This window comes from Nocardioides jishulii (genome assembly GCF_006007965.1).
Classification (GTDB): Bacteria; Actinomycetota; Actinomycetes; order Propionibacteriales; family Nocardioidaceae; genus Nocardioides; species Nocardioides jishulii.
Genome location: NZ_CP040748.1, coordinates 2603744 through 2628675, shown reverse-complemented (window position 1 = coordinate 2628675; position 24932 = coordinate 2603744). Strand labels below are relative to the sequence as shown.

The window sequence follows — 24932 nt, the reverse complement described above, 5'->3', positions numbered from 1 at the left end:
ACTCGTACGACCAGCGATCAGGCGGGTGCGGGGTCGCCGGCCAGACCGGCCGACAGATCCGTGGTGCCGTGTCGGTCTCGTCGGAACCGTTGCCCGTGCGGTGAGGTCCATTCGAAGATGCCGTTGCTGGGGGAGTGGAGCTGCCAGCCGGTGTGGGTCTTGAGCCGGTGGTGGCTGCGGCAAAGAGTGGCGAGGTTGGCTGTGGTCGTCGGGCCTGGTTGCGGTCGGCCGTCTGTCGCAGCGTCGTGGTCGAAGGGGACCACGTGGTCGACGTCGCAGCGGCGACTCGGTCGGGTGCAGTGGGGGAAGACGCAGGTCTCGTCGCGCAGTTGTACCTGACGGCGGAGTCGGTCGGTCGGCTCGTAGCGCTCGGTCGACAGGGACTGGTTGAGATCGACGACCGGGAGGATCCGGACGTCGGTGTGGGTGGTGTTGACCCAGCGGCGGACCTGGTCGAGCAGGATCAGTCGCTGCCGGTTCTCCATGAGCCCGGTCGCGGAGAAGGAGATGGAGTCGTCGGGTTCGACCGAAGCGGTGAAGTGCAGGTGGAGGTCCACGCGGCGGGCGGTGGTCCGCTCGGTCTCTTCGTCCGATGCGCCAGCCCCTGCGAGGTCGAGGGCGGTCTGGTGCCGCGCGAGCTCGCCCAGGGCGAGGGAGCGGCGTACGTCAAGGGATTCCTCGGAGCCGCCAGCCTTGAGTCCGGCGGCACCGGCAGCGACGGCCTGTTCGAGGTCCAACGCATCGGCGATGTCCAGCTCGGCCTCGACGCGCATGGTCTGCGTGAACGCCCCGGCCTCGGTGTCGATGCGCACGTGGCGGGGGTCGGGCTGCTCGGTGTCGTCGTCCTCGGTGGCGAGCCCGTAGAGCTTCATCGCTCGTTCGACGAGTCGGTCGATCTGGGCCCGGCCGGTCTTCTCGATGAACGGCGCGACCTGGGTGTCGATCCAGGCGACACCCTCCGCTGGCAGCGCGGGGCAGGCGTGGATCGTGGCTTCCGCGACCAGCCGGGCCCGCCACACCGGCACCCCCCCGGCGGTCACCCTCGCCCACAGCCGGGGCAGCCGGTGGGCCAGCTCGAGGGCGTGTCCGATCAGCTTCTTCGCTGCGTCGGTCGTGAGCCCGAGCGCACCGCCGAGCTCCGCGACCGCGTACTCGTCGACCTCCGGTGTCCCCTCGCCGGAGATCGGCTCGGTCCCGAACGGCGAATGGAAGACCGCCGCGTCGGACCCGTCAGGCAAGGCGGGGTGCGTCACCGCCCACTCGTAGGCAATGAGCAGCGTGTCCGCTTCCGCGCGACGCACCGCAGCGGCGTTGGCTCGGGCCAACGCGACCAGGTCGCCGGGAGTCGTCACGTCTTCGAACATGTGTTCGAATCTAGTGCCCGTTGAGTGTGTTGACCATCCCCTCCGACTGGGGAGGGTCTCACGTGCAGGAGGCGACGGCCTTGCTGCCGACGCCGGCGCCGCCCGGTTGACGGCCGTCCTGACCGGTCAGCGTGAGGCCGAGGCCGGGACGTCGGAGCACGGGTCGTCGAGTGGTGCGTCGGCCGCGGTCTCGCGGTCACCCAGGACCCTGTCCCAGGGCTTCGGCCCCTCTCAGGCATCCAGCGCCCAGGCCGTGAGGGCGACGGCGAGCAGTGCCACGACGGGGGCAGGGCCACGCCGCCCGGCGCTCAGCGCCGGCCCCACTCGATGGCGGGGCAGGCGTCCATGACCATGCGCAGGCCCGCGGCGGTCGTCCGCTCGTGGGCGTCCCGGTCGATCACGCCGAGCTGGAACCAGACGGCCTTCGCGCCGATCTCCACGGCCTGGTCGGCGACGTCGCCGGCGAGCTCGGAGCGTACGAAGACGTCGACGACGTCGACCGGGAAGGGGATGTCGGCCAACGTCGCGTAGCCCTGCTCGCCGTGGACGGTCGCGGCCGAGGGGTGCACGGGGACGATGCGCTTGCCGCGCTGCTGCAGCAGGGCGGCGATCGAGTACGCCGTGCGCGAGACGTTGTCGGAGAGGCCGACGACGGCCCACGTCTCACAGTCGTCGAGCATGAAGTCGACGTCGGACTGGTCCAGCCACGTGGCGGTCATGTGGCCAACCTATCGGGGCGAGGGAGCAGGGAGAGGCATTCGGTGAGGCGAGCGGTACTGAGTACCGTAAGATGCGGTATTGAGTTCCGCTCCCCCCTGAACCTCGACCCTGAGAGATGCGCATGAGCAACCCTGACTTCGACCTGTACCAGCTCTCCGAGGAGCACCGCGCGATCCGCGAGGCCATCCGCGGCCTCACTGACGCCAAGATCGCCCCCCACGCTGCTGACGTCGACGAGCAGGCGCGCTACCCCCACGAGGCAGCTGAGGCGCTGCTGGCCGCGGACTTCCACGCGCCGCACGTGCCCGAGGTCTACGGCGGCGCCGGCGCCGACGCGCTCGCCACCGTCATCGTCATCGAGGAGATCGCCCGCGCCTGCGTCTCCTCCTCGCTCATCCCCGCGGTGAACAAGCTCGGTTCGCTGCCGGTGCAGATCGCCGGGTCCGAGGAGCTCAAGGCCAAGTACCTCGGCAAGCTCGCCAAGGGCGAGGGCGGCTTCTCCTACTGTCTCTCCGAGCCCGACGCCGGCTCCGACGCGGGTGGCATGAAGACCCGCGCCGTGCGCGACGGCGACCACTGGGTGCTCAACGGCGTGAAGCGCTGGATCACCAACGCCGGTGAGTCCGAGTACTACACGGTCCTGGCCGTCACCGACCCCGAGAAGAAGACCCGCGGCGGCATCTCCGCGTTCGTCGTCGAGAAGTCCGACGCCGGTGTCTCCTTCGGCGCCCCGGAGAAGAAGCTCGGCATCAAGGGCTCCCCGACCCGCGAGGTCTACCTCGACAACGTCCGCATCCCCGCCGACCGCATGATCGGCGCCGAGGGCACCGGCTTCGCCACCGCGATGAAGACCCTCGACCACACCCGCGTCACGATCGCGGCCCAGGCCGTCGGCGTCGCGCAGGGCGCGCTCGACTACGCGCTCGAGTACGCCAAGGAGCGCAAGCAGTTCAACAAGTCGATCGCCGAGTTCCAGGGCCTGCAGTTCATGCTCGCCGACATGGGCATGAAGGTGGAGGCCGCACGTCAGATGACGTACGCCGCCGCCGGTCGCTCCGAGCGCGGCGACTCCGACCTCACCTTCTTCGGTGCGGCGGCCAAGTGCTTCGCCTCCGACGTCGCCATGGAGGTCACCACCAACGCCGTGCAGGTGCTCGGTGGCTACGGCTTCACCCGCGACTACCCGGTCGAGCGGATGATGCGCGACGCCAAGATCACCCAGATCTACGAGGGCACCAACCAGGTGCAGCGCATCGTGATGGCGCGCCAGCTGCTGGCGGGCGTGCAGTCGGAGATCTGACCTTCGCCTGACCCCGGACGGACACAGCGCCCCGACCCTTCCGCGGGTCGGGGCGCTGTCGCGTCCGAATGCGGGACGCGTGCGGGTCAGCCTTCGCCGACCACGTAGTCCGGGCAGTTCTCGAAGTCGCCTTCGTCCTGCGGTACCGCGACGGCCTTGACCGCGATGGCGGCCACGACCGACGGCGACCCTTGGGCGGAGCTGGCCGGGTCCTCACACGGTCGTCGGCCGCTCTGTCGTCAGTGCCCTCAGCGAGTCACGCGAGCGGTCCGCGCCGAGGTGCGCGTGACCTTGGTGTAGCCGGGGGCGGTCCCGGTGACGCGCACCGAGAGGCGAGCGCGGCGGTCACGCTTCGTCACGACGTACGTCTTCTTCTTCGCCTTCGCGCCCTTGATCACCTTGCCGTTGCGCAGCCACTGGTACGTCAACCGGACCTGCGCCGGCTTCCATGCGCCCGGGCGCGCGGTCAGCCGCTTGCCGACCTTGGTCGTGCCGGTGACTGCGGGCTTGCGGGCCGTCAGGAGCCCGGGGGCCACGGTTCCCGTCCGGGCCGACTCCAGGGACGTGGGGGTGTGCCCGGGCTTGGAGCCGGTGACGGTCACGGTGAGGCGGGCGCCACGATCCGCGGGGGCCACGCGGTAGGTGGCGCTGCGCGCACCGGCGATGGGGGCACCGTTGCGCTCCCACTGGTAGGTCAGGGTGACCCCGTCGCTCCAGGAACCCGGGAGGGCCCGGAGGGTGGCGCCGACACGAGCCGTCCCGAACACCGTCGGCACCGCTCCCGTCACCACGGGGACGGGCTCGGGCTCGGGGTCGGAGAACTGGGGCGTCGGACGCGGCACGCTCACCCCGTCGGTTCCCACGTAGCGGGCACCGAACGCCCGGTCGATGTTCGGGCCGTCGGTCACGATGCCGTAGTTGGCGGTGTCCCACGGGCCAGGCACTGCCGCCCCTGAGAAGAACCACCAGGACATGCCGTCGTCGGTGTGCTCCTCCTCGACCCCGGCGATGGACTCGATGTAGGAGCCGCTGGCGCGGACCTCCAGTCCCACGGCCTCCAACGCGGCGACGCGGGGCTCTCGGCCACCCGTCTCCACCACGCCGCCGACGAGGCAGCGCACGGTGAATCCTTCGGCCGGGATCGACGGGTCCTCGTGGGCGCCGAAGTCGACGACGACGCTGAGACCCTCGCCCTGGGTGCACCATCCGGTACGCCAGTCTGAGTCCGAGTCGGCCTGGGCTGGGGCGGTGCCGACCAGGGGACCGACGATGAGTGCGCTGGCAGCCGCCAACGCGGTGGACGTGAGCTTCACGTGAACTCCGATTCCGGAGCAGGGGAGGCCGACGGCTGGGTCGGCGACCGACTGCATTCCTCGACAGTGGGGACGGTCTACGAACGGGAGGGCATTCCGACTCCGACGGGCACGGGGCTCGTCGTCACGGCTGCGGGTCAGTGCCGGACTCTCACCGGCTTCCCCCTCGACGTTCGTGGGTGAGGGTACGCCCGCCGCTGATGTGACGGACGAATCCGTTGCTGCGTGCTCGTCGTCACACACACCCCGTTCCGGGTCCGGGTCCGGTGATGTGCCACGATGCGTGAGTCACCTCGTGACGCATCTCCACCAGAGGAAGCCGGTGAGAATCCGGCGCTGTTGCGCAACCGTGAGCTGGTCCTCCAGCGAGTCGGGAACTCCGGAGATGCAGCCGTCACCCGTCGTCGCACAAGCGCGGGCTCGGAAACCTCTGGGTTGCCTTGCCTGCGCATTTCCCGGAGGTTCCCGATGCAGGCCGTCAGTCCTCGGCGCCACGCAGCCGCTTCCCTTCTGGCGACGGTCCTCGTGGCGGCCGCGCCGTTCGCCGCCGGGTCCGCGCATGCTGCAGGCGCCCCCCAGTCCGCGCTCTGCGACGGCTACACCGTCGGGACCTGCGCCATCACCACCGACTCCCGCGTGGCCGCACAGGACCAGCTGCTGCGCGTCCAGGCCGTCGGGCATCCCGGCGTCTCGCTGACCCTCCAGTTCTACGTGATCGAGTTCAACTCCCGCGGCCAGATCACCGGGCTGGTCCCCAGTGGCGACCCGGTCGAGGGCGTCACGCGGAGCCTCTCTGGCGGACGTGGAACGCTCGACGAAGCTCGCCTGGTGCCTCGGACCGTGCCGGACGTCCCAGGAGGATGGGGGTTCGTGGGTCTGGCCGACGACACGTCGCTGGACCTGAGGTCCAGGCTGGGCGCCGTCGTCGAGTTCGGCGGCCGCACCCTCAAGCTCCTCGGTGACGGCTACGCCGACCAGAAGCCGGTCGGGGTCCCGCTCGACCTGCACGTCATCGGCAACGTCCCGGGCGTCGGCTACTGGGTGGAGTACCTCGCTGCCGACGGGACGTGGACGGCCGTGGAGGGCCAGGGCTACGGCGCCGCCCAGCGCCTCCTGAGCAGCCCGGGAGAGGTCTCCCACCTCAGCTACACGGTGCCGACCGACCTCGTCCCCGGCCAGGCGTACCGCTTCCGGATCAACCACCACCTCAACTACGGCGGCGCCGAGGACCGACCGATCGCCGCGCCCGCCTACGCCGAGTGGACCGTGATCCCGTCCGAGCACGGCGAGGCGGGGGCGCGTGGCGAGCAGCTCGACCCCTCCAAGGGCCCAGGAACGCCCGACCCGCAGGGGCCGGGGGACACCGGTGGCGGCGGGAACGGTTCCCCTGCCCCTGCCCCTGCGCCTTCGGGCCCGCCCGGTCCCGGCAGTCCCGGGGATCCCGGTGGCACAGTCCCGCCCAAGCCCTCGTCGCCCCCGGCGCCGGAGGCTGACGACGCAGATCCTCAGGCCCCTGCGGCCGCACCGCCGCCGCAGCCGACCACGGCGGCCGGGTCGCCCCGACCGTCGTCCTCACCCCGCCCCTCGTCCTCAGCCAGTCCGTCCGCGACCACGGCGCCCGACGCGCCCACCTCCACGCCCGGCGGGTCCGCTCCGGCGTCGTCGAGCGACCCGATCTGGGGTGAGGAGGCTCGTGCCGTGCCCCCACCGCGGATCGGGGAGACGCACGAGACCACGCGATGGGCGCTGGCCGCGCTCCTGCTGGCCCTCCTGGCCTCGCCCGCCGCGTGGGTGTGGGCCCGTCGCCGGTTCTCGCCCCGTGGAGGGGACTCGTGGTGAGGCCACACCGCCGCCGACCGTTCGCGACTCCCGCCGCCCTCGCCGCCGCCACCCTGGCCTGCCTGTGCGTGGCGTCCCCCGCGAACGCTGCCGGGGCACAGACCGGCCAACTGTGCAGTGACGACCGGGTGCGCTGCTCCGTGCAGGCCCCGCCCCGATGGGTCGACGGCACCGCCGCCCAGGTCGGGATCACCGGTCGTCCGGACTCCACCGTCGAGCTCCAGGTCTTCCGGGTCTCCAGCCCCCGCGGCACGAAGGTCGACTGGGAACCCGTGGGGGCTGCGGTCGACGTGACCACCGACGACCAGGGGTGGGGAAGCGTCGAGATCACGCTGCCCGCGCTGGCTGCGGGGAGGCACGGCGGGCCGCTCGTGGTGGCTCCGGCCGAGTCCGAGGGCCAGCCGTTGGGTGAGGTGCTGGGGGCGTGGAGTGCGCTCGTCTCGGCGACCCCCGAGGTCCTGGGCGACGGCTGGACCGAGAGCAAGCCGGCGGGCGTACCCCTGACACTCGCACTCGACCACGTGAGTCCCGGCACCGTCTACGCAGTCCAGCGTCAGGACGGGACCGGGTGGGTCACCGTCGCGTCCAACGACGGCGCCCGGGCGCCGGAGGCCCGGGCCACGTGCGAGCACCCCACCTGCACCCTGACGTACGTCGTACCCCGCGGCTTGGACGCGGGCGTGCACACCTTCCGGCTGGTGGACGTGCGTCGGGGGGCGCCGGTGGCCACCTGGAAGGTGCGCCCGGGGGCCGAGGGGCAGAAGGCCCAGGCCGTGCGGGCCGAGGTCTTCGAGCCTCTCGGACAGGACGTGGAGGGGGCGGTGGCTGCTGGCGTGGGCGTCGACTCCGCCGCCGTCGTCAGGCCTCGCAGCCGCAACCTCGACGTGCCGCTGCCGACGGGCGGGAGCAGCGCGACCTCGGTCGACACCGCCCACTCCGTCGCCGCCGTGCGCTGGGCGGCGGTCGCGGCGACCGTGGCCGCGCTCGCGCTCGCGCTGTGTCCCGGGCGGCTGCGTCCCAGCAGTACGGGGAGCCGACGATGACCACCCGACCACGCCCGACCCTGCGGCTCGTCGACGCAGGCTGGATCCTCTGGGCAGCTGGCGCCTACGTGCTCCTGAACACCCACGCGTCGTGGTGGGCACCCGTCTGCGTCCTTGTGGCCGTCCTCCTGGTGTGGTGGACCCGGGGCTCGGCCCTCAAGGGCTGGGGGACGCCCGTGCTCACCGTCGCCGCGGCGATCGTGGCGGTGTGGGTCGTGGTGACGCTGGCGGTCGGTCCGGGCAGTGGGGGCGACGTGGTCTGGGTGCTGCCGGAGTGGTCCGCTGAGTCGGGCACACCCGTCGGAGGGCCGGTCACCACCGGACGCCTCCTCGGTGGTCTGGCCCTGGGCGCTCGGGCGCTGGCGCACCTGGCGCTGCTCGCGCTCGTGCTGCGCTGCGTACCGGCCGAGCGTCTGGCCGAGGGGGCGGACGCCGTCCTGGGACGGATGGCCCCGCTCGTCCACCCGCTCTGCTTCGTTGCCGACGCGCTGGCTCGCGCTGAACGGTCGCGCACCGACCTCGAGGCCCATGGCCTCGGGCGGCTCGCACCTCGCTGGCGCCACGCGGCTGCCTCCGCCGGCGAACGGGCTCGCCACTGGCGTACGACGACCACCCTCGACGACTCGGGGGTGCGGGCCCGGATCCGTCTGGTGGTCCTGACCGGCGTGGCGGTGGCCGCCAGCGTGCTGGCCATGACGCGCGTGGTCAGCGGGGCCCACGCCAGCGTGGGTGCCCTCGCCCTCGGCGCGGTCGGCGGTCTCCTGCTCTCGCGTGCGCGCTGCGTCGTGAGGAGCCCTAGCGACCTGGCTCCTGCCGGGTCCGCGCTGCTGACCGGCGTCCTCCTCACCACCGGTGTCGACGGGACGCTCGCCGCGCTCAGCCTCCTGGTGCTGCCGGTCCTCTGCGCCACCCTGCCCGAAGGCGACCGAGTCGCCTCGCACGAATCGGCGGAGACCCGATGAGCGCGGTCGTGGAGTCGCTGGCCGTGTGGCTGCCCGGTCGCGGCATCGCGGTGGGCCCGGTCTCCTTCGAGATCTCGGGCCTCACCCTCCTGACCGGACGTAGCGGGTCAGGCGCGACCGCCCTGGCCGCTGCGCTGGGTGGCGACCTGCCGCGCGGTGCCCTCGTCCGTGGCGGTCTCGCCCGACGGCCCGGTGGCTCCGAGGTGTCGGTCCACCACGTCGGGTCAGACCGTCTCGACCCTCCGTTGGACGTCCCGGTGTCCCGGGCGCTGGGCCAGCCCGGACCGGAGGCCGCCGCCCTGTGGGGGCGCCTCGGGAGCGACGCCGATCGGGGACGGTCGTTGCGCGACCTCGACCCGGCCACGTACGCAGCCGTTCCGGTGCTGCGCGGCGTCCTCGCGGCCCTGGCCTCTCGGCGTGACCACCCTTCGGTGCTCCTCGTCGTCGACCAGCCGCTGAGGCTGCTCACCCCCGACCTTCGGGAGGTGGTAGGGCAGGTCCTGCGTGACACCGCGGACGCCGGGATCGACGTCTGCTGGGTCGAGCACGACCTCGGCACCGGTGTGCCGCTGGCCGACCGGGTCGTCGAGCTGGTGGACCAGGGCGACGTCGTCGTCCGCCCGGCCGCCGCCTGGCGTCCGCGCAGGCTCCCCCTGCCTCCCCAGGCGTCCCTGGCGCGGGCGCTTGGCTTGCCGGAGTCGTCGTGGTGGGACCTCGACGCCCTGGCCGCCGTGCCTCTCGTGCAGGCGGCGGTGCCGACGGCCAGCGGACTGGTCGGCTCCTCTACCCTTGCGGTCGTCCCGGTGCCGGCCGAGCGTGCGGGGGTCGACCTGGGAGCGCTGGCCGGGGTCGACGTGACCGTGGGGGAGACGCTCGGCGTCGTGCCCGGCAGCCGGGACCACCGCCCGGCGCTGCGGATCGCCCGCCGCATCGCCGCGAGCGTCGACCAGGAGCCGCGCCCCCGTCCACCCCTCGAGTGGCCCGGCCACGTGCCGGTGCAGCGCCTGACGCAGGCATGGACGAGGGCGCGGGGCGGTGACGCCGACGCAGCTCTCCGGTCCGCGGCGCGGCTCGCCGTCGTGGACGGCGCCCGCGGCCTGGCGCGGCACAGCACCGGTGAGCAGCGTGCCCTCGTCTGGGCCCTGGGCGTCCACTCGGGTCGCACCGAGGTGCTGGACCGTCCTGAGGCCGGGCTGGACGCGCACGCGCGACGCCTGATGGCCGCCGCGCTGCGTGCCGGGGGAGACACCGCCACGATCGTGGTCTCCCACGACCCGGAGTTCCTCGTGCGGGCGTGCCACCGGCTCCTCGTGCTGCCCGATCCGACGGACCCCGAGGCGCCCGCGCTGCTGGGCAACCCTGCCCTGGTCGCCGCCCACCTGCCGCACCCGCCGGTGCTGCGCCGTGCAGGCTCGCGTGCACTCCGGGTCCGAGACGTCCTCGAGGAGGTACGCCGATGAAGGGATGGTCGAGCATCGCCGCCACCGGCCACCGCTCGGTGGCCGTGGCCGTGGCATGGCTGGTCGGGAGTGCCCTGTGGGCAGCGTGGCCGGTCTGGGACTCCCTCGGGGTGCCCGACCGCGAGCAGGTGCGTCTCGAGGCCCCGTGGGTGTTGACCGCCCAGATCTCGGGGCTGGTCCTCCTCGCCGTCACCATGAGGCGCGAGGCGGGCCGACGGATCGAACCCCTGGCCGCGGTCGCCTCCCTCGTGGTCGCCGACTGCGTGCTGCGCGCCGTGCTGACGCCGGGAACCGCGGGCGTCGAGGTCGTCCACGCCCTGCCCCTGCTGGCCGGTGCTGGCCTGGGGCTCGCCGCAGGAGTGCTGACCGGTGCCGGTGCGGCGATCGCCTCCACGGTCCTCGTGGCCACCCCGGCCGAGACCCTGCCGGCCCAGTGCCTGGTGTGGGCGCTCGTCGGGGCGTCGGGGGCGCTGTTGCGCCGACTCCCGACAGTCGTGGCCTGGCTGGCGGCCGTGCTCGCGTCCGTGGCCGTGGGCATCGCCTCGGGCGTGGGGTTGAACCTCATCGGATGGGGCCAGGAGACCGGCGGCACCACCACCCACTTCGTCCCCGGGCTTCCGCCCACCGAGGTCCTCGCTCGGCTGTGGGCCTACACGGCGGAGACCTCACTCGCCTACGACACCGTCCGTGGACTCACCACGGCACTCGTGGTCGCGGTCCTGGGGCTGCCGGTCCTCCGGATGCTCCGGGGCCCCTCCCACACGGCGTCGGGACACCGTCCCACGCGCGCCGACCACGACCTCGCGGCCGCGATCCGCCGCCGCGAGGACAGTTCCGCCATCGCACGACTCTGGGCCGTCCAGCCCGTGGAGCAGGAGAAGAAATGACGCAGTTGACCAACCACGAGATCGCGCGTGCCACGGAGGTCGTCACCGCCGTGGAGACCGCCTTCGCGAGCAAGGTGGTGGGGCAACGGACCCTGCTGCGCAGCCTGCTCGTGACGTTGATGGCGCGTGGCCACGTCCTGATGGAGTCGGTGCCGGGCCTGGCCAAGACGTTGTCGGCCTCGGTCCTCGCCTCCTCCGTGGCGGCGAGCTTCTCGCGGGTCCAGTGCACGCCTGACCTGCTGCCCTCCGACATCGTCGGCACCCAGGTCTACGACCCTCGCAGCGCCACCTTCTCGACCCAGCTGGGTCCGGTCCACGCGCACTTCGTGCTGCTCGACGAGATCAACCGTTCCTCGGCCAAGACCCAGTCGGCGATGTTGGAGGCGATGCAGGAGCGCCAGACGACCATCGGTGGCGAGACGCACCGGCTCCCCGACCCCTTCCTCGTGCTCGCCACGCAGAACCCCATCGACGAGGAGGGCACCTACGTCCTCCCCCAGGCGCAGATGGACCGCTTCCTCCTCAAGGAGGTGCTGCGCCACCCCAGCCCCTTCGAGGAGGCCGAGATGCTACGGCGGGTCGCCGACGGCAGCCTGCGCGGCACCAGCGTCGATGCGGTCGCCACCCTCGACGACGTCATGTTCCTCCAGTCGGTGGCCGACCGGGTGCACGTGGACGAGTCGGTGCTGCGCTACATCGTCGAGATCGTCAACGTCACCCGCTATCCCGACGCCCACCTGCCGGCCGACGTGGCGCGCTACGTCGAGCACGGCGCCAGCCCTCGTGGCGCCATCGCCTTTCTCCAGGCTGCCCGAGGCCTGGCCGTGCTGGCGGGTCGTGACCACGTCCTGCCCGACGACGTCGTCGAGCTGCGGCACCAGGTGCTGCGGCACCGGATCCTCCTCACCTTCGAGGCCATGGCCGCACGGGTCAGCCCCGACGACGTGGTGGACGCCGTCTTCGCCGCCGTCCCCACCCCCTGAGCGATGGCACTGCTCACCCGCATCCGCACCAGGGCGGAGCTCGTCGCGCACCGCAGGGTCCGGACCCTGCTCGACGGACGCCACGCGTCCACCACCCACGCGCGCAGTCTCGACTTCTCCGACCTGAGGGCGTACGTCGCCGGCGACGACGTGTCGGACGTCGACTGGAAGGCCTCCGCGCGCCACGGGGACCTGCTGGTCAAGCGGCACGTCGCGGAACGGCGTGCGCTGGTCCTGCTGGTCGTGGACACGGGGCGTGAGCTCTCCGCGGCCGCGCACTGGGAGCCGACCGGCACCGACCTCAAGCGCGACGTGGCCGTGACGGCCGCGGGTCTGCTCGGGTGGGTCGCGTCGCGGGCCGGCGACCATGTGGGTCTCGTCCACTCAGGACCGAACGGCCCCGTGGCGACCCGGCCCAGCACCCGTGAGGTCGACCTGGAGCGGATGCTGGAGGCCCTCGTGGACGCGTGCACTCCCGATTCCCCGGCCCAGCGCACGCTCGACCTGCTCGACCACGCCAGCCACGCCGTACGTCGGCGCACCCTGATGGTCGTCGTTCTGGGCGATCCCGAGTGGGACGCCCTCCTGGAACGGCGCCTGCTCCGACTGGCCGCGCAGCACGAGCTCATCGTGCTCACTGTGGCCGACGTCGACCCGACGGTGCCGGTACGGCACGGCGCGCGGGCCCTCGACGTCGTCTCCGGGCACCAGGTCCCCGACTTCCTCCGCACGAACCCCGCCCTCGCGGAGGAGTTGGCCGCCGCGGACCGCGACCGGCGCGTACGCCGTGACGCGGGCCTCGACCGCATCGGGGTCGCGCACGTGCACCTGGAGCGTCTCGAGACGGCCGTGCCCGACCTGCTCACCCTGATGGAACGGAGGCGTCGTGTCCGGTGAACCCGCGATGGCTCTCCTGACGGTCGACCTCGACCTCGACCGCATCCAGCCACCCGTCCTCTACTCCCCGTGGTGGTGGGTCCCTGCCCTGGTGGCCGTGGTCGCCGCCGCCCTGGCGACCTGGATGTGCCGTCGGGCGCTCGCGGCCCGTGACGAGCCTGCAGAAGACGATCTCGAGGCGCTGCGTGCCGCCACCCTCCGGAGGCTGGGCGACATCGCCGCCTCCTCCGGGGGAGACGCCGTCACCCGGCGCGCCCTCGTCGGACGGCTGGGCGCGGAGGTCCGCTCCTTCCTCGGGGTGGCCACCGGCAGCGACCTCGACTACACGACGCGGATGCAGTGGCTCGTGGCCGCCGACCGCGACCCCCGTCTGGGGGCGGCTGTCGACCTGCTCCTCGAGATCTCCGACGTTGTCTTCCGTGCCGGCGGGGACGCCGACGTGGCTGGGTTCGGCCGCCGCGCCGTCGAGGTGGTGTCGTCGTGGCGCTGATCCAGTGGTGGGTGGGCGCCCTCGTCCTTGCCTGCGGCCTCGTCCTCGCGGCCGCTGCCTGGTGGCTGCCCGGGCGGCGTCGCGGCCGTCCGTCCGGGGTCCCGGTCGCAGCGTCGCAGCGCCTGCGGCGTCTGCCCTCGTGGCAACGGGTCGTGAGGGAGGAGGCACGACGGCGGCGCGTCGGGGTGGCTGCCGTCGCGATGGTCCTGACTGGCCTGGCGATCCTGGCGTCGCGCTTCGTGATGGTGAGCGACGACTCCGAGGCACTGCGCCAGCGCGACGTGGTGCTGTGCATGGATGTCTCGGGCTCGATGGTTCCTGTCGTCGAGGACGTCCTCGACACCTACCTGGCGCTGGTGGGGGAGCTGACCGAGGAGCGGATCGGGTTCGTGATGTTCGACGCCAACGCCGTCACCGGGTTCGCCCTGACCGACGACCACGACGAGGTGGCGAATCGACTCGCGGCGGCTCGTGACGAGCTCCTGGCCGAGGAGCCGGTCGCCGGGACGACGGCGCCCGCCTCGGGGTCGTCCTTGGTGGGTGACGGCCTGGCGAGCTGCGTCCAGCACTTCGACCGCCCGGACGAGGAGCGTGCCCGCACCCTGGTCCTGGCCACCGACAACCTCGTCTCCGGCAACTCGATCTACAGCCTCACCGAGGCGACCGAGCTGGCGGTCGGCGGTGACGTGATGGTCTTCGCCGTCACGCCGCGAGGAACGCCTGCGGGTGCTGTCGCCGAGCTGCGCGGGCAGACTGCCCGGACGCACGGTGACGTCCTCACGCTCGACCCGTCGGCGTCGACCAACACGGCCGTCATCTCCCGCGCCGTGGCCAAGCAGGAGAGGGTCGCGCTGTTGGCCACCGCCCAGGAACGCAGCTTCGACGTCACTGCCCCCGGAGTCCTCCTGGCGCTGCTGGGCCTGGGGCTCGGCGTGGCCGTGGAGAGGAGGCGTCCATGACCTGGCAACCGCAGTGGTGGCTCGTCGTCCTCGCCGGTGCGGTGGCAGCAGCGCTGGCCGTGGCCGCATCTCGACGCTGGAGCACCGCGTCCACCACGTCGCGTGCGCTCGACGTCGTGCGGGTCGTGGCGGCGCTGGGGCTGGTCGTGGTGGCGTTGCGCCCCTCGGGTGAGCAGGAGCGCGACGTCCCCGTGGTCGCCGCGACGGACGTGGTGATCATGCTCGACAGGACCGCCTCGATGGGGGCGCTGGACCACCTGGGCGGGTCACGGATGGACGGAGCCAGCGCCGACCTGATCCAGGGCGTGGCGGCTGCCGCCGGGGCCCACGTCACGGTGATCGCCTTCGACGACTCGGCCCGCGTGCTGGTGCCTGCCACGACCGACGTGGGCAGCGTCGTGACCACCTTGGGCACCGTGGGCTGGCGTCCGTCGGCGAAGGCGACGGGGTCCGACGTCTCGGTCGGCGTCGAGCTGGCGCGCGAGACCCTGGCGAAGGTGGCGTCCCAACGGCCCCGGAACACGCGGGTGCTGGTGTACGCCGGGGACGGCGAGCAGACCCAGAGCACCCCTCGCACCTCCTTCGCACCGCTCGCGGAACTCGTCGACGAGGCCTGGGTGCTCGGGTACGGCACCCAGGCGGGCGGTGAGATGCCGGTGGCCCCGGGATCGTCCGAGCGGGTGAAGCTGCGCGGCAGCGTGCAGCGCTCCGTCCTCGACGAGCAGGCGCTGCGGGCCATCGCGGGCGAGGTCGAGGGCACGTACGTCCACCGCAGCGGTGCCGGCGACCTGCCGGACCTGGTCGGACCGAGCGCCACCGGGGGCCGTGAGGTGGTGCCCGGTGCTGAGTACTACTGGATCGTGGCCCTGGGCCTGACCCCGCTGCTGGGGATCCACCTCTGGGTGACCGTGCGGCGCTGGCGTGAGATGGAGGAGGAACGATGAGTCCGGACGTACCCGACAGGACACCGCGTCGGCTCGACGACCCGGTGCGCGCCAGGACACGTCGACGCGTCGTACGCGGTGCGGTCGCGACCGTCGCCGCTGCCACCGTCGTGCTGGGCCACCTCGCCGCCCTCACGGGCAGCGCCTTCGTCGGCGAACGCCACTGGCGCGAGGGCGACCACGCCGCGGCCGAGTCGTGGTTCCGGGTGAGCGACCGCATCGACGTGCTGGAGCGCTGGAAGGCCCCCTACGACGTGGGCGTCGCGGTGATGGCGCAGGGTCGCTGGCTCGAGGCCGCGGATCTCTTCGCCCGGGCGCGCCGCACGGTGCCCGCGTACGCGTTGTGCCGGGTGGCCCTCAACGAGTCGTTGGCCCTGGAGACCCTGGGGGACGAGCTCGCGGAGGCCGACGACCAGGCCGGCGCCCGGAGCCGCTGGTCGCAGGCCCAGCAGGTGCTGGCCGAGGCCGAGGGCTGCTCCGCCGAACAGGGGGAGTCCGGAAACGGCGAGGCGGAGGAGTCCGACTCCGCCTCCGACTCCGACTCGGACTCCGAGTCCGGCTCCGACGCTGACTCGGACGCCGATGCGGAGGACGGCGAGGACGGCGACGGCTCTGAGGATGGCGAACCGGGGGAGGGGGAGGGCAGCGACAGCGAAGGCAGTGAGGGCGACGGCGAGGGCGAGGGCCAGGGAGACGCCGCCGAGGGGCCTGGCTCCCAGGCCGACCAGCTCGAGGAGGCCGCCCGACGGTTGGAGCAGAAGCTGGACGGGACCCCGACACGCGACGGTCAGCCGCAGGAGGCGGACTCTCCCGAGGACAAGGCCTCCGAGCTGGCCGAGAGGACGTCCGGGGCAGCACGACGGCGGTCGTCCGAGCAGGACAGCTCGGCGCCCACCCAGGGGAAGACCTCCGACCGGCCCACGTGGTGAGGACCCCCGCCGGCGGTACGAGGTCGGAGGGCGGCCTTCACTCTCCGGGCTGGTCCCAGCCGGCTCTCCACAGGACGTGTGCCACATTTCCCGACTGTCGGGAACTCCCCGTATTCTTGGCGCGTTGCGTCACCAGACGCCCCTCTGACAGAGATGAGAGATGGAACCTCCCCATAGTCCCGGGCCCGAGCCCGCGGCAGCACATGTACATGTCCTGACGACGGGCACGGGCGTGCTCGCAGCGGGTGAGGGCCAATGACAGTCCTCTCCCTGCTCCTCGGAATTCTGGTGATCGTCGCGATCACCGCCCTCACGGCGTACTTCGTCGCGCAGGAGTTCGCCTACATGGCGGTCGACCGCTCGCGCCTCGGCGCGGCAGCGGCCGCCGGTGACCCTGCCGCCAAGCGCGCGCTCGCGGTCACGCAGCGTACGTCCTTCATGTTGTCGGGCGCCCAGCTCGGCATCACCGTGACCGGCCTTCTCGTCGGCTACGTCGCCGAGCCGCTCGTCGGCCAGGCGCTCGGCACGATGCTCGGCGGGGTGGGCGTACCCACCACGGTCGGCGTCGGTGTCGGCACCGTCCTGGCGCTGGCGCTCTCCACCGGCGTGCAGATGGTCTTCGGGGAGCTCTTCCCGAAGAACCTCGCGATCGCCCGCCCCGAACCGGTGGCCCGCTGGCTCGCGACGTCGACGACGCTCTACCTCAAGCTCTTCGGCTGGCTGATCTGGATCTTCGACCAGTCCTCCAACCTGCTGCTCAAGGCGTTGGGCATCGAGCCCGTCCACGACGTCGAGCACTCGGCGACGCCGCGTGACCTCGAGGCGATCGTCGAGCGCTCGCGCGACTCCGGTGACCTGAGCCCGGCGCTGTCGCTGCTGCTCGACCGGATCCTCGACTTCCCCGACGAGGCCGTGGAGCACGCGATGATCCCGCGCGTCCACGTCGACCACCTTCCGCCCGACGCGACCCTGGCCGAGATCCGGATCGAGATGAGCGGTGGACACTCGCGCTACCCGGTCATCGACGACGAGGACCAGGTGATGGGCGTCGTCGACCTCATCGACGTGATGACGGCGCGCGACGAACGGCTCACCGCTGCCGACCTCGTACGCCCGGCGCTCCTGATGCCGACCCTGATGATGCTGCCGGAGGCCGTGCAGGAGTTCGCCCTCACCAAGCAGCAGATGGCCTGCGTGCTCGACGAGTACGGCGGCTTCGCGGGCGTCATCACCATCGAGGACCTGGCCGAGGAGCTCGTGGGTGAGATCACCGACGAGCACGACAGCGACGCCGCCGAGCTGCAGGCGATCGCTGCCGCCGACGGCACCTGGATCGTCTCCGGCTCGACGCCCGTCGACGAGGTCGAGCGCGCGATGGACCGTGACCTCCCCGAGGGCGACTACGAGACCCTCGCCGGGCTCTTCATCGCCACCCACGGGCGCCTGCCCGAGGTCGGCACCACCGTCGCCCTGGACCTGGGTGAGGACCTGGGACGCCTCCCCGGTGAGGACCCGAGCGTGCGCCAGGTCGAGATGGAGGTCGTCGAGCTCGACGGCCACGTCCCCGGACGCATCCGCCTCACCCTCCTGGACGAGGACGGCGACCCCTACCAGCGCTCCTCCGCACGGGTGGAGGAGATCGAGCAGTCCATGACTCAGCCGATCGACGGGCAGGTCGAGGCCGCCCTGGTCACGGCCGACGACAAGGAAGGAGGGGCCTGATGGAGAACCCCTGGATGGTGGCAGTCGTCACCGTGCTGATCATCGGGCTGTCCGCCTTCTTCGTGGCCGTCGAGTTCGCCCTCATCTCCGCGCGCCGCAACCGGCTCGAGGAGCAGGCAGCAACCAGCCGATCCGCGCGGGCCGCCCTGCGCAGCTCGGGTGAGCTGACCCTCCTGCTGGCCGGCTCGCAGCTCGGCATCACGATCTGCACCCTGGCGCTGGGTGCGATCACCAAGCCGGCCGTGCACCACTGGCTCACGCCGCTCTTCGAGGCCTGGGGCGTCGTCGCCTGGGCCGCCGACGCGGCGGGCTTCGTCCTGGCGCTCCTCATCGTCACCTTCCTCCACCTGGTGGTCGGCGAGATGGCTCCGAAGTCGTGGGCCATCGCCCACCCGGAGACGTCGGCGACCGTGCTGGCCCTGCCGATGCGTGCCTTCATGTGGCTCACCCGCCCGATCCTGCGGGGGCTCAACGCCATGGCCAACTGGATGCTGGCCAAGGTCGGGGTCGAGGCGACCGACGAGATCGAGGCCGGTCAGAACCCGGCGGCCCTGCGCGTGCTGGTCGAGCACTCGGCCGAGGTCGGGTCGCTCGACGCGACCTACTCCGCCCAGCTCACCGGTGCGCTCGAGCTCGACCGGCTCACCCTGGCCGACATCGTGCGCCGCGGACGGATGACGGCGGTGCCGGTCGGCGCCACCGTGGCCGACGTGCAGGCGCGGTCGTTGGCGACCGGACACCTGCGGATCCTCGTTGGCGACCAGGAGCGCATCGAGGGCATGGTGCACGTGCGTGACACCCTCACCGCGCTGCCGACCGACGAGCTCGCCCGCTGGCTGCGCCCGGTGGAGACGCTGCCCGCCACGATGAAGGTCTACGACGCCCTGGCACACATGAGGCGGACCAGCTCCCACCTGGTGCTGGTCGACGACGGTGACGCCCACGTCGGCGTCGTGACGCTCTCCGACCTGCTGAAGGGGCTCTTCCCGCTGTCGGACCAAGAGCCGCAACCGGCCTGACCTGACGCCCATGCAGGAGCCGCCGCCCACGACCACGTGGGCGGCGGTTCCTGCGTTCCGGGGCGCCGGTCCGGGGTGTGACCGACTGATCAGCGGAGTGCTCGACGGAGCGCGACCCAGCGCCGCCCGGGCGTGGCAGAGTGGACGCATGCGCACCCTGGGCAACCTCATCTGGTTCGTGCTGGCCGGGTTCTGGCTCGCCCTCGGCTACCTGGTGGCCGGTGTCCTGGCCTGCGTCCTCATCGTCACCATCCCCTTCGGGATCGCCTCGTTCCGGTTGGCCGGCTACGTGCTGTGGCCCTTCGGGCGCACCGTGGTCTTCAAGCGCACCGCCGGGGTGTGGTCGCTCATCGGCAACGTGGTCTGGGTCGTCGTCCTCGGCTGGGAGCTGGCGCTGGCCCACCTGGTCGCAGGCGCGCTCCTGTGCCTGACCGTCGTCGGCATCCCGCTCGGCATCGCGTGCTGGAAGATGGTGCCTCTCGCGTTGCTTCCGCTGGGGCGCGAGATCGTCCCCGTGGGCAGGGGCGTCGCTGATCCCTTCGCCCCTCCCTCCCGCGGCTAGCATGGGCGCCGTGGTCGCGTCGCGTCGCGCAGACGCCTTGAGGGTCGACCCCACACCGTTCATGGTCTGGGGTCGCGCTGGGGTGCTCGGCGCAATCGCGCTCGGGACCGGCACCGTCTCCCACGTGCTGGGGGAGGGTCGGCTGCCCGGACCGGTGGCCATGACCGCGCTGCTCGGGGTCTGCGTGGGGCTCGCTGCCCTCTTCCTGCGGGCGCGAGCAGGCGTCGTACGCCTCGTGCTGCTGGTGGTGGCCGGGCAGACCTTCGTGCACACCGCCCTCTCCATCCTGGCGGGCCACCACGGTGACGCGGCTCCGCTGCGGGCCGTCGCTCCCGCGGCGGACGGCACGCGCCCCAGCCGCTACTTCGACCAGTACGACGCCCTGGTGGCCGCCAACCCGGCGCCGCAGGGTGGCAACGACTGGCTGGCCCACCAGATCGAGCACGTGACCGAGCAGGGGCCGGCCATGCTGCTGGCGCACGTGGCCGGTGCCGTCGTGCTCGGGATCTTCCTGGCCGTCGGTGAGTCCGCCCTGTGGCGGCTCCTCCTGCTCGGGGCGGCGCGTGCCTGCCTGCGCGCACGCCGCTCGCGCCTCGCGGCGGCGACCTTGGGCGTACGCCTCGCAGGGGCGACGCGTCGTGCCGCGCTCGCCGTGCCCACGGTGCCGTTCCTGCGGCCCGCCCTGCTCGACCGGCGTCCCGAACGCCATCGCGGACCTCCGTTCGTCCTCGCCGCCTGACCGTCTGGTCGGGCTCATCGCGACGCCCGGCCGGATGCCGGGCGCCCAGTCACGCCTACGTACTGCGAGGAAGAACACCCATGTCCCACACCCGCTCCGCCCTGTCCCGTCTGACCCGTTCCCGCGCCCGCCTGGGTGCCGCTGCCCTGACCGTCGCCCTGGTGGCCACCGTCTCCGCCTGCGGCAGCGACTCCTCCACGGACGAGCCGAAGGCTGCCGCGGCCACCTCGGCCGAGTCGTTGGTCGTCGAGGACCCGTGGGTGCGCGGCACCGACGGTGCCAAGGACGCCACGATGTCCGCCGCCTTCATGGTGCTCGACAACGAGGGCGACGAGGAGCTCACCCTCACCGGCGCCAGCACCGACGTGGCCCGCTCGGTGGAGATCCACGAGATGGCCGTGGTCGACGGCAAGTCCGTCATGCGTGAGCTGGACGGCGGCCTCGTCCTGTCGCCCGGCAAGGGGCAGCTGCTCCAGCCCGGTGGCTTCCACCTCATGCTGATGGGACTCACCGGCCCCCTGCGCGCGGGCGACGAGGTCACCCTGACCCTCGAGCTCGCCGACGGCTCCACGACCGAGGTCACCGCCCCCGTGAAGGCGTTCACCGAGGAGGAGGAGCACTACCACGCTCCCGGCACCGGGGACCACGAGCACTGATGACGGCTCCGATGGGTCGTCGCGGCTTCCTCGGCTACGTGGGGACCGCCGCGGCAGGCACCGTCGTGGGGGCAGGAGCCGGTGTTGCCGGCGCTCGCGCCCTCGACGAGCCGGAGCCGACGAGGGCGGGCACACGTCGTACGGGGGAGTCACTCAGCCCCTGGGGTGCGCACCAGCCCGGCATCGCCGCCCACCCGGGCGCGGTGACGGAGCTGGTGGCGCTCGACCTGCACCCCGACCTGCACCGGGCGGGCGACGTCGACGCCGTGGCCCGGCTGATGCGGGTGTGGACGGCCGACGTCGAGGCGCTGGCCGCCGGCCGCGGGACGCCCGGCGACACCGCCCCGTGGCTGGCCAGCGCCAACGCCGACCTCACCGTCACCGTGGGCTTGGGCCCGCGCCTCTTCTCCCCTCCGTGGGGGCTCGAGGCACCCCGCGGCTTCGGGCGCGTGCCGGCGATGAAGCACGACCGGCTCGCGAAGGAGTGGAGCGGTGGTGACCTGGTCGCCGTGGTGTCAGGGCGTGACGGCACCACCGTGGGCCACGCCGTACGCCGTCTCGTCGCCGACGCGGGTCCCTTCGCGTCGCTGCGCTGGCGCCAGACGGGCTCCTGGAACCCGCACGACCCGCTGGGGCGCCCGCACACCGGGCGCAACCTCTTCGGGCAGGTCGACGGGTCGGCCAACCCCAAGCCGGGGACCGACCTCTTCGACCAGACGGTGTGGGTCAAGGAGGGGGCCTGGGCCGGTGGCACGAGTCTGGTGGTGCGCCGGATCAGGATGGACCTGCCCACCTGGGACGAGCTGACCCGCAGCGAGCAGGAGCGCTCCGTCGGGCGCGACCTCGCAGTGGGTGCTCCGCTGACCGGTGGGGGAGAGCTCGACGACGTCGACCTGGGGGCGCGCGAGGAGGGCCGCTTCGTCATCGCGGAGAACTCGCACGTCCGTCGCTCGCACCCCTCCACCAACGGCGGACGCAGGATCTTCCGCAAGGGCGCCAACTACGAGGCCTACGTCGACGGTCGCGCCGAGGCAGGGCTGCTCTTCCAGAGCTACCAGGCCGACCTGGCAGACCAGTTCGTGCCGATCCAGCGCACCCTCGACACGGCCGACGAGCTCAATGAGTGGACGACGGCGATCGGCTCCGCGGAGTTCGCCGTGCTCCCCGGGTTCACCGAAGGGGAGTGGCTGGGCCAGTCCGTCCTCTCCTGAGGACGGACCGGCCGGGCCGGGTCACCTCAGCCGGGCATGCCCGAGGGCGTGCACAGCTTCTTGGGAATCCTCTCGGTGTCGCCGGAGCGCAGGTAGCCGAAGAACTCCTCGGACCGCTGCTCGTCCCAGTGCACGGCGAGGTCGCGGATGGGGACGCCGCAGGTCATGCCTGCGTCACCGTCCACGCGGGTCATCGCCCAGGCGAAGCGAGCCATCGAGAAGGCGCCGGTGCCCTCGCTCACGGTGAAGGAGTTGGCGCCCGCCATCGAGAGGTCGTAGTAGCGCTTGGGGTTGATGACCGTCCAGGGCGACAACGCCTTGGAGGCGATGGCGGAGACGACCTCGCGCTGGGCGCGGGCGCGGTCGACGTCGCCCAGCGCCTTGTAGGTCTTGCGCGAGCGGGCGTAGCCCAGCGCCGTGGCGCCGTCGGCCTCCTGGCACCCGGCCTTGATGTTGAGCTTGGCGTCCTTGTCCTTCATCGGCGCCTTGGGGCAGATCTCGACGCCACCCACGGAGTCGATGATGTCGACGAAGCCGCCGAAGCCGATCTCGACGTAGTGGTCGACGCGGACTCCGGTGGCACTCTCCACGGTCTGCACGAGCAGGGGAGCGCCGCCCCAGGCGTACGCGGCGTTGATCTTGTTGGTGCCCCGTCCGGGGATCTCGACGAGCGAGTCACGGGGGATCGAGGTCAGGACGTTGCGGCCCGATCCGGTGTGCAGCAGCATGATCGTGTCGGTGCGGCGCCCGCCCGCGTCACCGGTGCCGAGCTTGCGGCGCTGGGCCTTCGTCAGCCCTTCGCGCGAGTCGCTGCCGACGAGAAGGTAGGTCGTGCCCGGCTGCGACGCCATGCGGTCGTCGCCCTTGAAGGCGTCGACGGTCGTGACCTGTTGCCACGCGATGAGCGGCACGGCGACGAGGAAGACGAGCCACAGCAGGAGCAGCAGGCGTACGACCTTGAAGACGTTGCGCTTCGGCCTCGCGCCACGCGGACGACGCGGTCCGCGGCCGCGGTCGCCGGGGGGCGGGGGCGGTGGGACGCGTGGTCCGGACGGGGGCGCCTGGCGGGGCCGGGAAGGCGCCGTGCCGGCGCTGGGCCGAGCGCGGATGACGCGGGTCTGGTCAGGGGGTCGCTGGGTCTCGGTCGAGGACGCCGGGTCCTCGCCGTACAACCACCGGTACTCGGGGGAGCCCTCCTCGGGGCCACCGCTGTCGGGCCTTCGTGATGCCATGGGGGCAAACTACCCGGCCCGGGGGAGCGGACCGGGGATCGACGACGCTCCCACGCTGAGCGGTGCAGACCGGTCGGCTCTTCTCGGACACGCCGGAGCGTCATGGGCCGATGTGGCCGGTGTGGCTGGTGATACTGGGGGCACCGGTTTTCACCCCCGGTTCATCGTGGGCCGCACCTGCCCCAGCCCTTGCTCCTCCCGCCCCCTCTTCTCCCGCCCCTCCTTCTCCAGCAGAGAGCCCTGATGTCGTCGTACGCTCCTCCGTCCGCCCCGCTCGCCCCCCTGGGAGTGTCGGACCGTGCTGCTCGCGTGCGTTTCCGTCGTGCCGTCACGCTGCTGCTGATGACCCTCGTCCTGCCCGGGTCGGCGCAGCTGGTCGCCGGCGACCGCCGGCTGGGGCGCATCGCCCTGCGGATCTGGGGGGCGCTGCTCGTCGTCGTCGTCGTCGCGCTGCTGCTCACCTGGACGTGGCCCGCCCTGGGGCTGAAGGCTGGCACCAGCCCGGCGCTGCTCGGTCTCCTGCGTGTCGTGCTGATTGCCGTCGCCCTCGGCTGGGGCGTGCTCTTCGTCGACGCCTGGCGCCTGGGCCAGCCCTTGTCGTTGCTGCGCAACCACCGGTTGTCGCTGGTCGGGATCAACGGCGCGCTGTGCTTCGTGGTCGTCGGGACCCTGCTCTTCAGCGCCCACGTCGTCAACGTGAACCGGGACTTCTGGATCGCGGTGGCCGGCGACAGCGAGGTGCAGGGGGCGGTCGACGGCCGTTTCAACATCCTGCTCGCGGGAGCCGACCAGGGCGCGGGCCGCGTCGGGCTGCGGCCCGACTCACTGACCGTCGCCAGCATCGACGCCAGGACGGGCAAGACCGTCCTCATCGGCCTGCCGCGCAACATGAGCCACTTCCCCTTCAAGGAGGGGTCGGTGATGGACGAGCAGTTCCCCGACGGCTTCGACTGCGACGGCTGCATGCTCAACGGCGTGAGCACGTGGGCGACGGACCATGTCGAGCTCTTCAAGCCGAGGAAGCACGCGGGCATGATCGCGACCATCTCCGCGGTCGAGGGCATCACCGGCCTCGAGATCAGCTACTGGGCCATGGTCAACATGAAGGGGTTCCGCAACGTCGTCGACGCCTTCGGTGGCGTGGAGCTCAACGTCCGTGACCGCATCCCGGTCGGGCTGCCCCACGAGGCGTCCTTCCACTACATCGAGCCGGGCGTCCGTACGCTCGACGGCGAGGACACGCTGTGGTTCGCCCGCGCCCGCCACGGCTCGGACGACTACTCGCGCATGGCGCGACAGAAGTGCGTGATGAGTGCGCTGCTCACCCAGGTCAACCCCGCCCAGGCCGTCCTCAACCTGCGCGACATCATGGAGGCTGGCTCCTCGATGTTGACGACGAGCATCCCGGGCGGCGAGTTCGACACCTTCATCTCCTTGGCGCTCAAGGCCAAGGACCAGAAGATGGCCAGCGTCTCGTTGGTGCCGCCGCTGCTCACCACCGCCAACCCGGACATCGACGTCGCGCACGCGGCCGTGCAGAAGGCCGTCGACCACTCCGAGAACCCGCCCAAGAAGAAGGCCGGCGCCGCGAAGAAGCCGAAGCCGGCGAGCGACGCGGTCACCGGTGGTTCCAAGGGCACCCTGAGCAGCGGCTACGTGGCGAACGACACGGACGACGTCGCAGCTGCCTGCTGACTCCGG

At 72.3% G+C, this 24932-nt stretch carries 23 protein-coding genes and 1 riboswitch; of the genes, 19 read left to right on the top strand and 4 right to left on the bottom strand.

The features are described from left to right. Window positions 1–17: 17 nt before the first annotated feature. Together FCL41_RS12470 and FCL41_RS12465 are read right to left on the bottom strand one after the other, a co-directional pair. The gene (locus tag FCL41_RS12470; protein ID WP_137067215.1) at window positions 18–1364 is read right to left on the bottom strand and encodes an HNH endonuclease signature motif containing protein; all 1347 of its coding nucleotides are present in this window, start codon (window positions 1362–1364) and stop codon (window positions 18–20) included. A gap of 308 nt (window positions 1365–1672) precedes the next feature. Further along, window positions 1673–2083: a CoA-binding protein gene (locus FCL41_RS12465; protein ID WP_137067214.1), complete on the bottom strand. Its 411-nt coding sequence runs from the start codon at window positions 2081–2083 to the stop codon at window positions 1673–1675. A 122-nt stretch (window positions 2084–2205) separates the two neighbouring features. Here FCL41_RS12465 and FCL41_RS12460 point away from each other — a divergent pair, with 122 nt between their 5' ends. After that, the gene (locus FCL41_RS12460; protein ID WP_137067213.1) at window positions 2206–3384 is read left to right on the top strand and encodes an acyl-CoA dehydrogenase family protein; all 1179 of its coding nucleotides are present in this window, start codon (window positions 2206–2208) and stop codon (window positions 3382–3384) included. A gap of 248 nt (window positions 3385–3632) precedes the next feature. Here the strand turns inward: FCL41_RS12460 and FCL41_RS12455 are convergent, their stop codons facing one another. Further along, window positions 3633–4697 carry a hypothetical protein gene (locus tag FCL41_RS12455; protein ID WP_137067212.1) on the bottom strand — a complete coding sequence of 355 codons (1065 nt, stop codon included), beginning with the start codon at window positions 4695–4697 and terminating at the stop codon, window positions 3633–3635. 69 nt (window positions 4698–4766) lie between these two features. After that, window positions 4767–4907, bottom strand: a riboswitch (cobalamin riboswitch). A gap of 258 nt (window positions 4908–5165) precedes the next feature. Here FCL41_RS12455 and FCL41_RS12450 point away from each other — a divergent pair. From FCL41_RS12450 to FCL41_RS12370, 17 genes are all read left to right on the top strand, one after another. Beyond that, entirely contained in the window at window positions 5166–6536 is a 1371-nt protein-coding gene (locus FCL41_RS12450) for a hypothetical protein (RefSeq protein ID WP_137067211.1), read from the top strand. Then, entirely contained in the window at window positions 6533–7579 is a 1047-nt protein-coding gene (locus FCL41_RS12445; protein WP_137067210.1) for a hypothetical protein, read from the top strand. Before FCL41_RS12450 ends, FCL41_RS12445 begins: the two co-directional genes overlap by 4 nt. Then, window positions 7576–8541, top strand: coding sequence for a hypothetical protein (locus tag FCL41_RS12440; protein ID WP_170970351.1), 966 nt, complete (start codon window positions 7576–7578; stop codon window positions 8539–8541). Before FCL41_RS12445 ends, FCL41_RS12440 begins: the two co-directional genes overlap by 4 nt. Then, complete coding sequence (locus FCL41_RS12435) at window positions 8538–10001, top strand: P-loop NTPase family protein (RefSeq protein ID WP_137067208.1); 1464 nt, start codon at window positions 8538–8540, stop codon at window positions 9999–10001. The genes FCL41_RS12440 and FCL41_RS12435 overlap by 4 nt, the downstream gene beginning before the upstream one ends. Further along, complete coding sequence (locus FCL41_RS12430) at window positions 9998–10888, top strand: hypothetical protein (protein ID WP_137067207.1); 891 nt, start codon at window positions 9998–10000, stop codon at window positions 10886–10888. The genes FCL41_RS12435 and FCL41_RS12430 overlap by 4 nt, the downstream gene beginning before the upstream one ends. Next, window positions 10885–11871, top strand: a complete 987-nt coding sequence (locus tag FCL41_RS12425) for an AAA family ATPase (RefSeq protein WP_137067206.1) — start codon at window positions 10885–10887, stop codon at window positions 11869–11871. Before FCL41_RS12430 ends, FCL41_RS12425 begins: the two co-directional genes overlap by 4 nt. A 3-nt stretch (window positions 11872–11874) precedes the next feature. Further along, complete coding sequence (locus tag FCL41_RS12420; protein WP_137067205.1) at window positions 11875–12768, top strand: DUF58 domain-containing protein; 894 nt, start codon at window positions 11875–11877, stop codon at window positions 12766–12768. Next, window positions 12758–13258, top strand: coding sequence for a hypothetical protein (locus FCL41_RS12415; RefSeq protein ID WP_137067204.1), 501 nt, complete (start codon window positions 12758–12760; stop codon window positions 13256–13258). The genes FCL41_RS12420 and FCL41_RS12415 overlap by 11 nt, the downstream gene beginning before the upstream one ends. Continuing rightward, the gene (locus tag FCL41_RS12410) at window positions 13249–14217 is read left to right on the top strand and encodes a VWA domain-containing protein (protein ID WP_137067203.1); all 969 of its coding nucleotides are present in this window, start codon (window positions 13249–13251) and stop codon (window positions 14215–14217) included. The genes FCL41_RS12415 and FCL41_RS12410 overlap by 10 nt, the downstream gene beginning before the upstream one ends. Further along, window positions 14214–15161 (top strand): vWA domain-containing protein, encoded by a 948-nt coding sequence (locus FCL41_RS12405; RefSeq protein ID WP_137067202.1) that lies wholly within the window; start codon window positions 14214–14216, stop codon window positions 15159–15161. Before FCL41_RS12410 ends, FCL41_RS12405 begins: the two co-directional genes overlap by 4 nt. Then, the gene (locus tag FCL41_RS12400; protein WP_137067201.1) at window positions 15158–16090 is read left to right on the top strand and encodes a hypothetical protein; all 933 of its coding nucleotides are present in this window, start codon (window positions 15158–15160) and stop codon (window positions 16088–16090) included. The genes FCL41_RS12405 and FCL41_RS12400 overlap by 4 nt, the downstream gene beginning before the upstream one ends. Window positions 16091–16345: 255 nt before the next feature. Next, window positions 16346–17812: a hemolysin family protein gene (locus FCL41_RS12395; RefSeq protein ID WP_137067200.1), complete on the top strand. Its 1467-nt coding sequence runs from the start codon at window positions 16346–16348 to the stop codon at window positions 17810–17812. Further along, window positions 17812–18831 carry a hemolysin family protein gene (locus tag FCL41_RS12390; protein ID WP_137067199.1) on the top strand — a complete coding sequence of 340 codons (1020 nt, stop codon included), beginning with the start codon at window positions 17812–17814 and terminating at the stop codon, window positions 18829–18831. Before FCL41_RS12395 ends, FCL41_RS12390 begins: the two co-directional genes overlap by 1 nt. Before the next feature lie 148 nt (window positions 18832–18979). Then, the gene (locus tag FCL41_RS12385) at window positions 18980–19393 is read left to right on the top strand and encodes a YccF domain-containing protein (RefSeq protein ID WP_137067198.1); all 414 of its coding nucleotides are present in this window, start codon (window positions 18980–18982) and stop codon (window positions 19391–19393) included. 10 nt (window positions 19394–19403) lie between these two features. After that, complete coding sequence (locus FCL41_RS12380; protein ID WP_137067197.1) at window positions 19404–20132, top strand: hypothetical protein; 729 nt, start codon at window positions 19404–19406, stop codon at window positions 20130–20132. Between the two features lie 80 nt (window positions 20133–20212). Continuing rightward, window positions 20213–20788: a copper chaperone PCu(A)C gene (locus tag FCL41_RS12375; protein WP_137067196.1), complete on the top strand. Its 576-nt coding sequence runs from the start codon at window positions 20213–20215 to the stop codon at window positions 20786–20788. Further along, window positions 20788–21999 (top strand): Dyp-type peroxidase, encoded by a 1212-nt coding sequence (locus tag FCL41_RS12370; protein ID WP_137067195.1) that lies wholly within the window; start codon window positions 20788–20790, stop codon window positions 21997–21999. The genes FCL41_RS12375 and FCL41_RS12370 overlap by 1 nt, the downstream gene beginning before the upstream one ends. A 26-nt stretch (window positions 22000–22025) precedes the next feature. On the opposite strand, the gene FCL41_RS12365 is transcribed toward FCL41_RS12370, so the two are convergent. Beyond that, a complete protein-coding gene (locus tag FCL41_RS12365; RefSeq protein WP_137067194.1) occupies window positions 22026–23231 on the bottom strand; it encodes an LCP family protein in 1206 nt (401 codons plus the stop codon). Window positions 23232–23540: 309 nt separating this feature from the next. Here FCL41_RS12365 and FCL41_RS12360 point away from each other — a divergent pair, with 309 nt between their 5' ends. Next, the gene (locus tag FCL41_RS12360; RefSeq protein ID WP_239021634.1) at window positions 23541–24926 is read left to right on the top strand and encodes an LCP family protein; all 1386 of its coding nucleotides are present in this window, start codon (window positions 23541–23543) and stop codon (window positions 24924–24926) included. Window positions 24927–24932 lie beyond the last annotated feature (6 nt).

Coding starts and splice junctions, on each gene's coding strand:
- FCL41_RS12470 (WP_137067215.1), bottom strand. CDS start 1,364: ATGTTCGAAGACGTGACGACTCCCGGCGACCTGGTCGCGTTGGCCCGA.
- FCL41_RS12465 (WP_137067214.1), bottom strand. CDS start 2,083: ATGACCGCCACGTGGCTGGACCAGTCCGACGTCGACTTCATGCTCGAC.
- FCL41_RS12460 (WP_137067213.1), top strand. CDS start 2,206: ATGAGCAACCCTGACTTCGACCTGTACCAGCTCTCCGAGGAGCACCGC.
- FCL41_RS12450 (WP_137067211.1), top strand. CDS start 5,166: ATGCAGGCCGTCAGTCCTCGGCGCCACGCAGCCGCTTCCCTTCTGGCG.
- FCL41_RS12440 (WP_170970351.1), top strand. CDS start 7,576: ATGACCACCCGACCACGCCCGACCCTGCGGCTCGTCGACGCAGGCTGG.
- FCL41_RS12435 (WP_137067208.1), top strand. CDS start 8,538: ATGAGCGCGGTCGTGGAGTCGCTGGCCGTGTGGCTGCCCGGTCGCGGC.
- FCL41_RS12430 (WP_137067207.1), top strand. CDS start 9,998: ATGAAGGGATGGTCGAGCATCGCCGCCACCGGCCACCGCTCGGTGGCC.
- FCL41_RS12425 (WP_137067206.1), top strand. CDS start 10,885: ATGACGCAGTTGACCAACCACGAGATCGCGCGTGCCACGGAGGTCGTC.
- FCL41_RS12420 (WP_137067205.1), top strand. CDS start 11,875: ATGGCACTGCTCACCCGCATCCGCACCAGGGCGGAGCTCGTCGCGCAC.
- FCL41_RS12405 (WP_137067202.1), top strand. CDS start 14,214: ATGACCTGGCAACCGCAGTGGTGGCTCGTCGTCCTCGCCGGTGCGGTG.
- FCL41_RS12400 (WP_137067201.1), top strand. CDS start 15,158: ATGAGTCCGGACGTACCCGACAGGACACCGCGTCGGCTCGACGACCCG.
- FCL41_RS12395 (WP_137067200.1), top strand. CDS start 16,346: ATGACAGTCCTCTCCCTGCTCCTCGGAATTCTGGTGATCGTCGCGATC.
- FCL41_RS12390 (WP_137067199.1), top strand. CDS start 17,812: ATGGAGAACCCCTGGATGGTGGCAGTCGTCACCGTGCTGATCATCGGG.
- FCL41_RS12385 (WP_137067198.1), top strand. CDS start 18,980: ATGCGCACCCTGGGCAACCTCATCTGGTTCGTGCTGGCCGGGTTCTGG.
- FCL41_RS12375 (WP_137067196.1), top strand. CDS start 20,213: ATGTCCCACACCCGCTCCGCCCTGTCCCGTCTGACCCGTTCCCGCGCC.
- FCL41_RS12370 (WP_137067195.1), top strand. CDS start 20,788: ATGACGGCTCCGATGGGTCGTCGCGGCTTCCTCGGCTACGTGGGGACC.
- FCL41_RS12365 (WP_137067194.1), bottom strand. CDS start 23,231: ATGGCATCACGAAGGCCCGACAGCGGTGGCCCCGAGGAGGGCTCCCCC.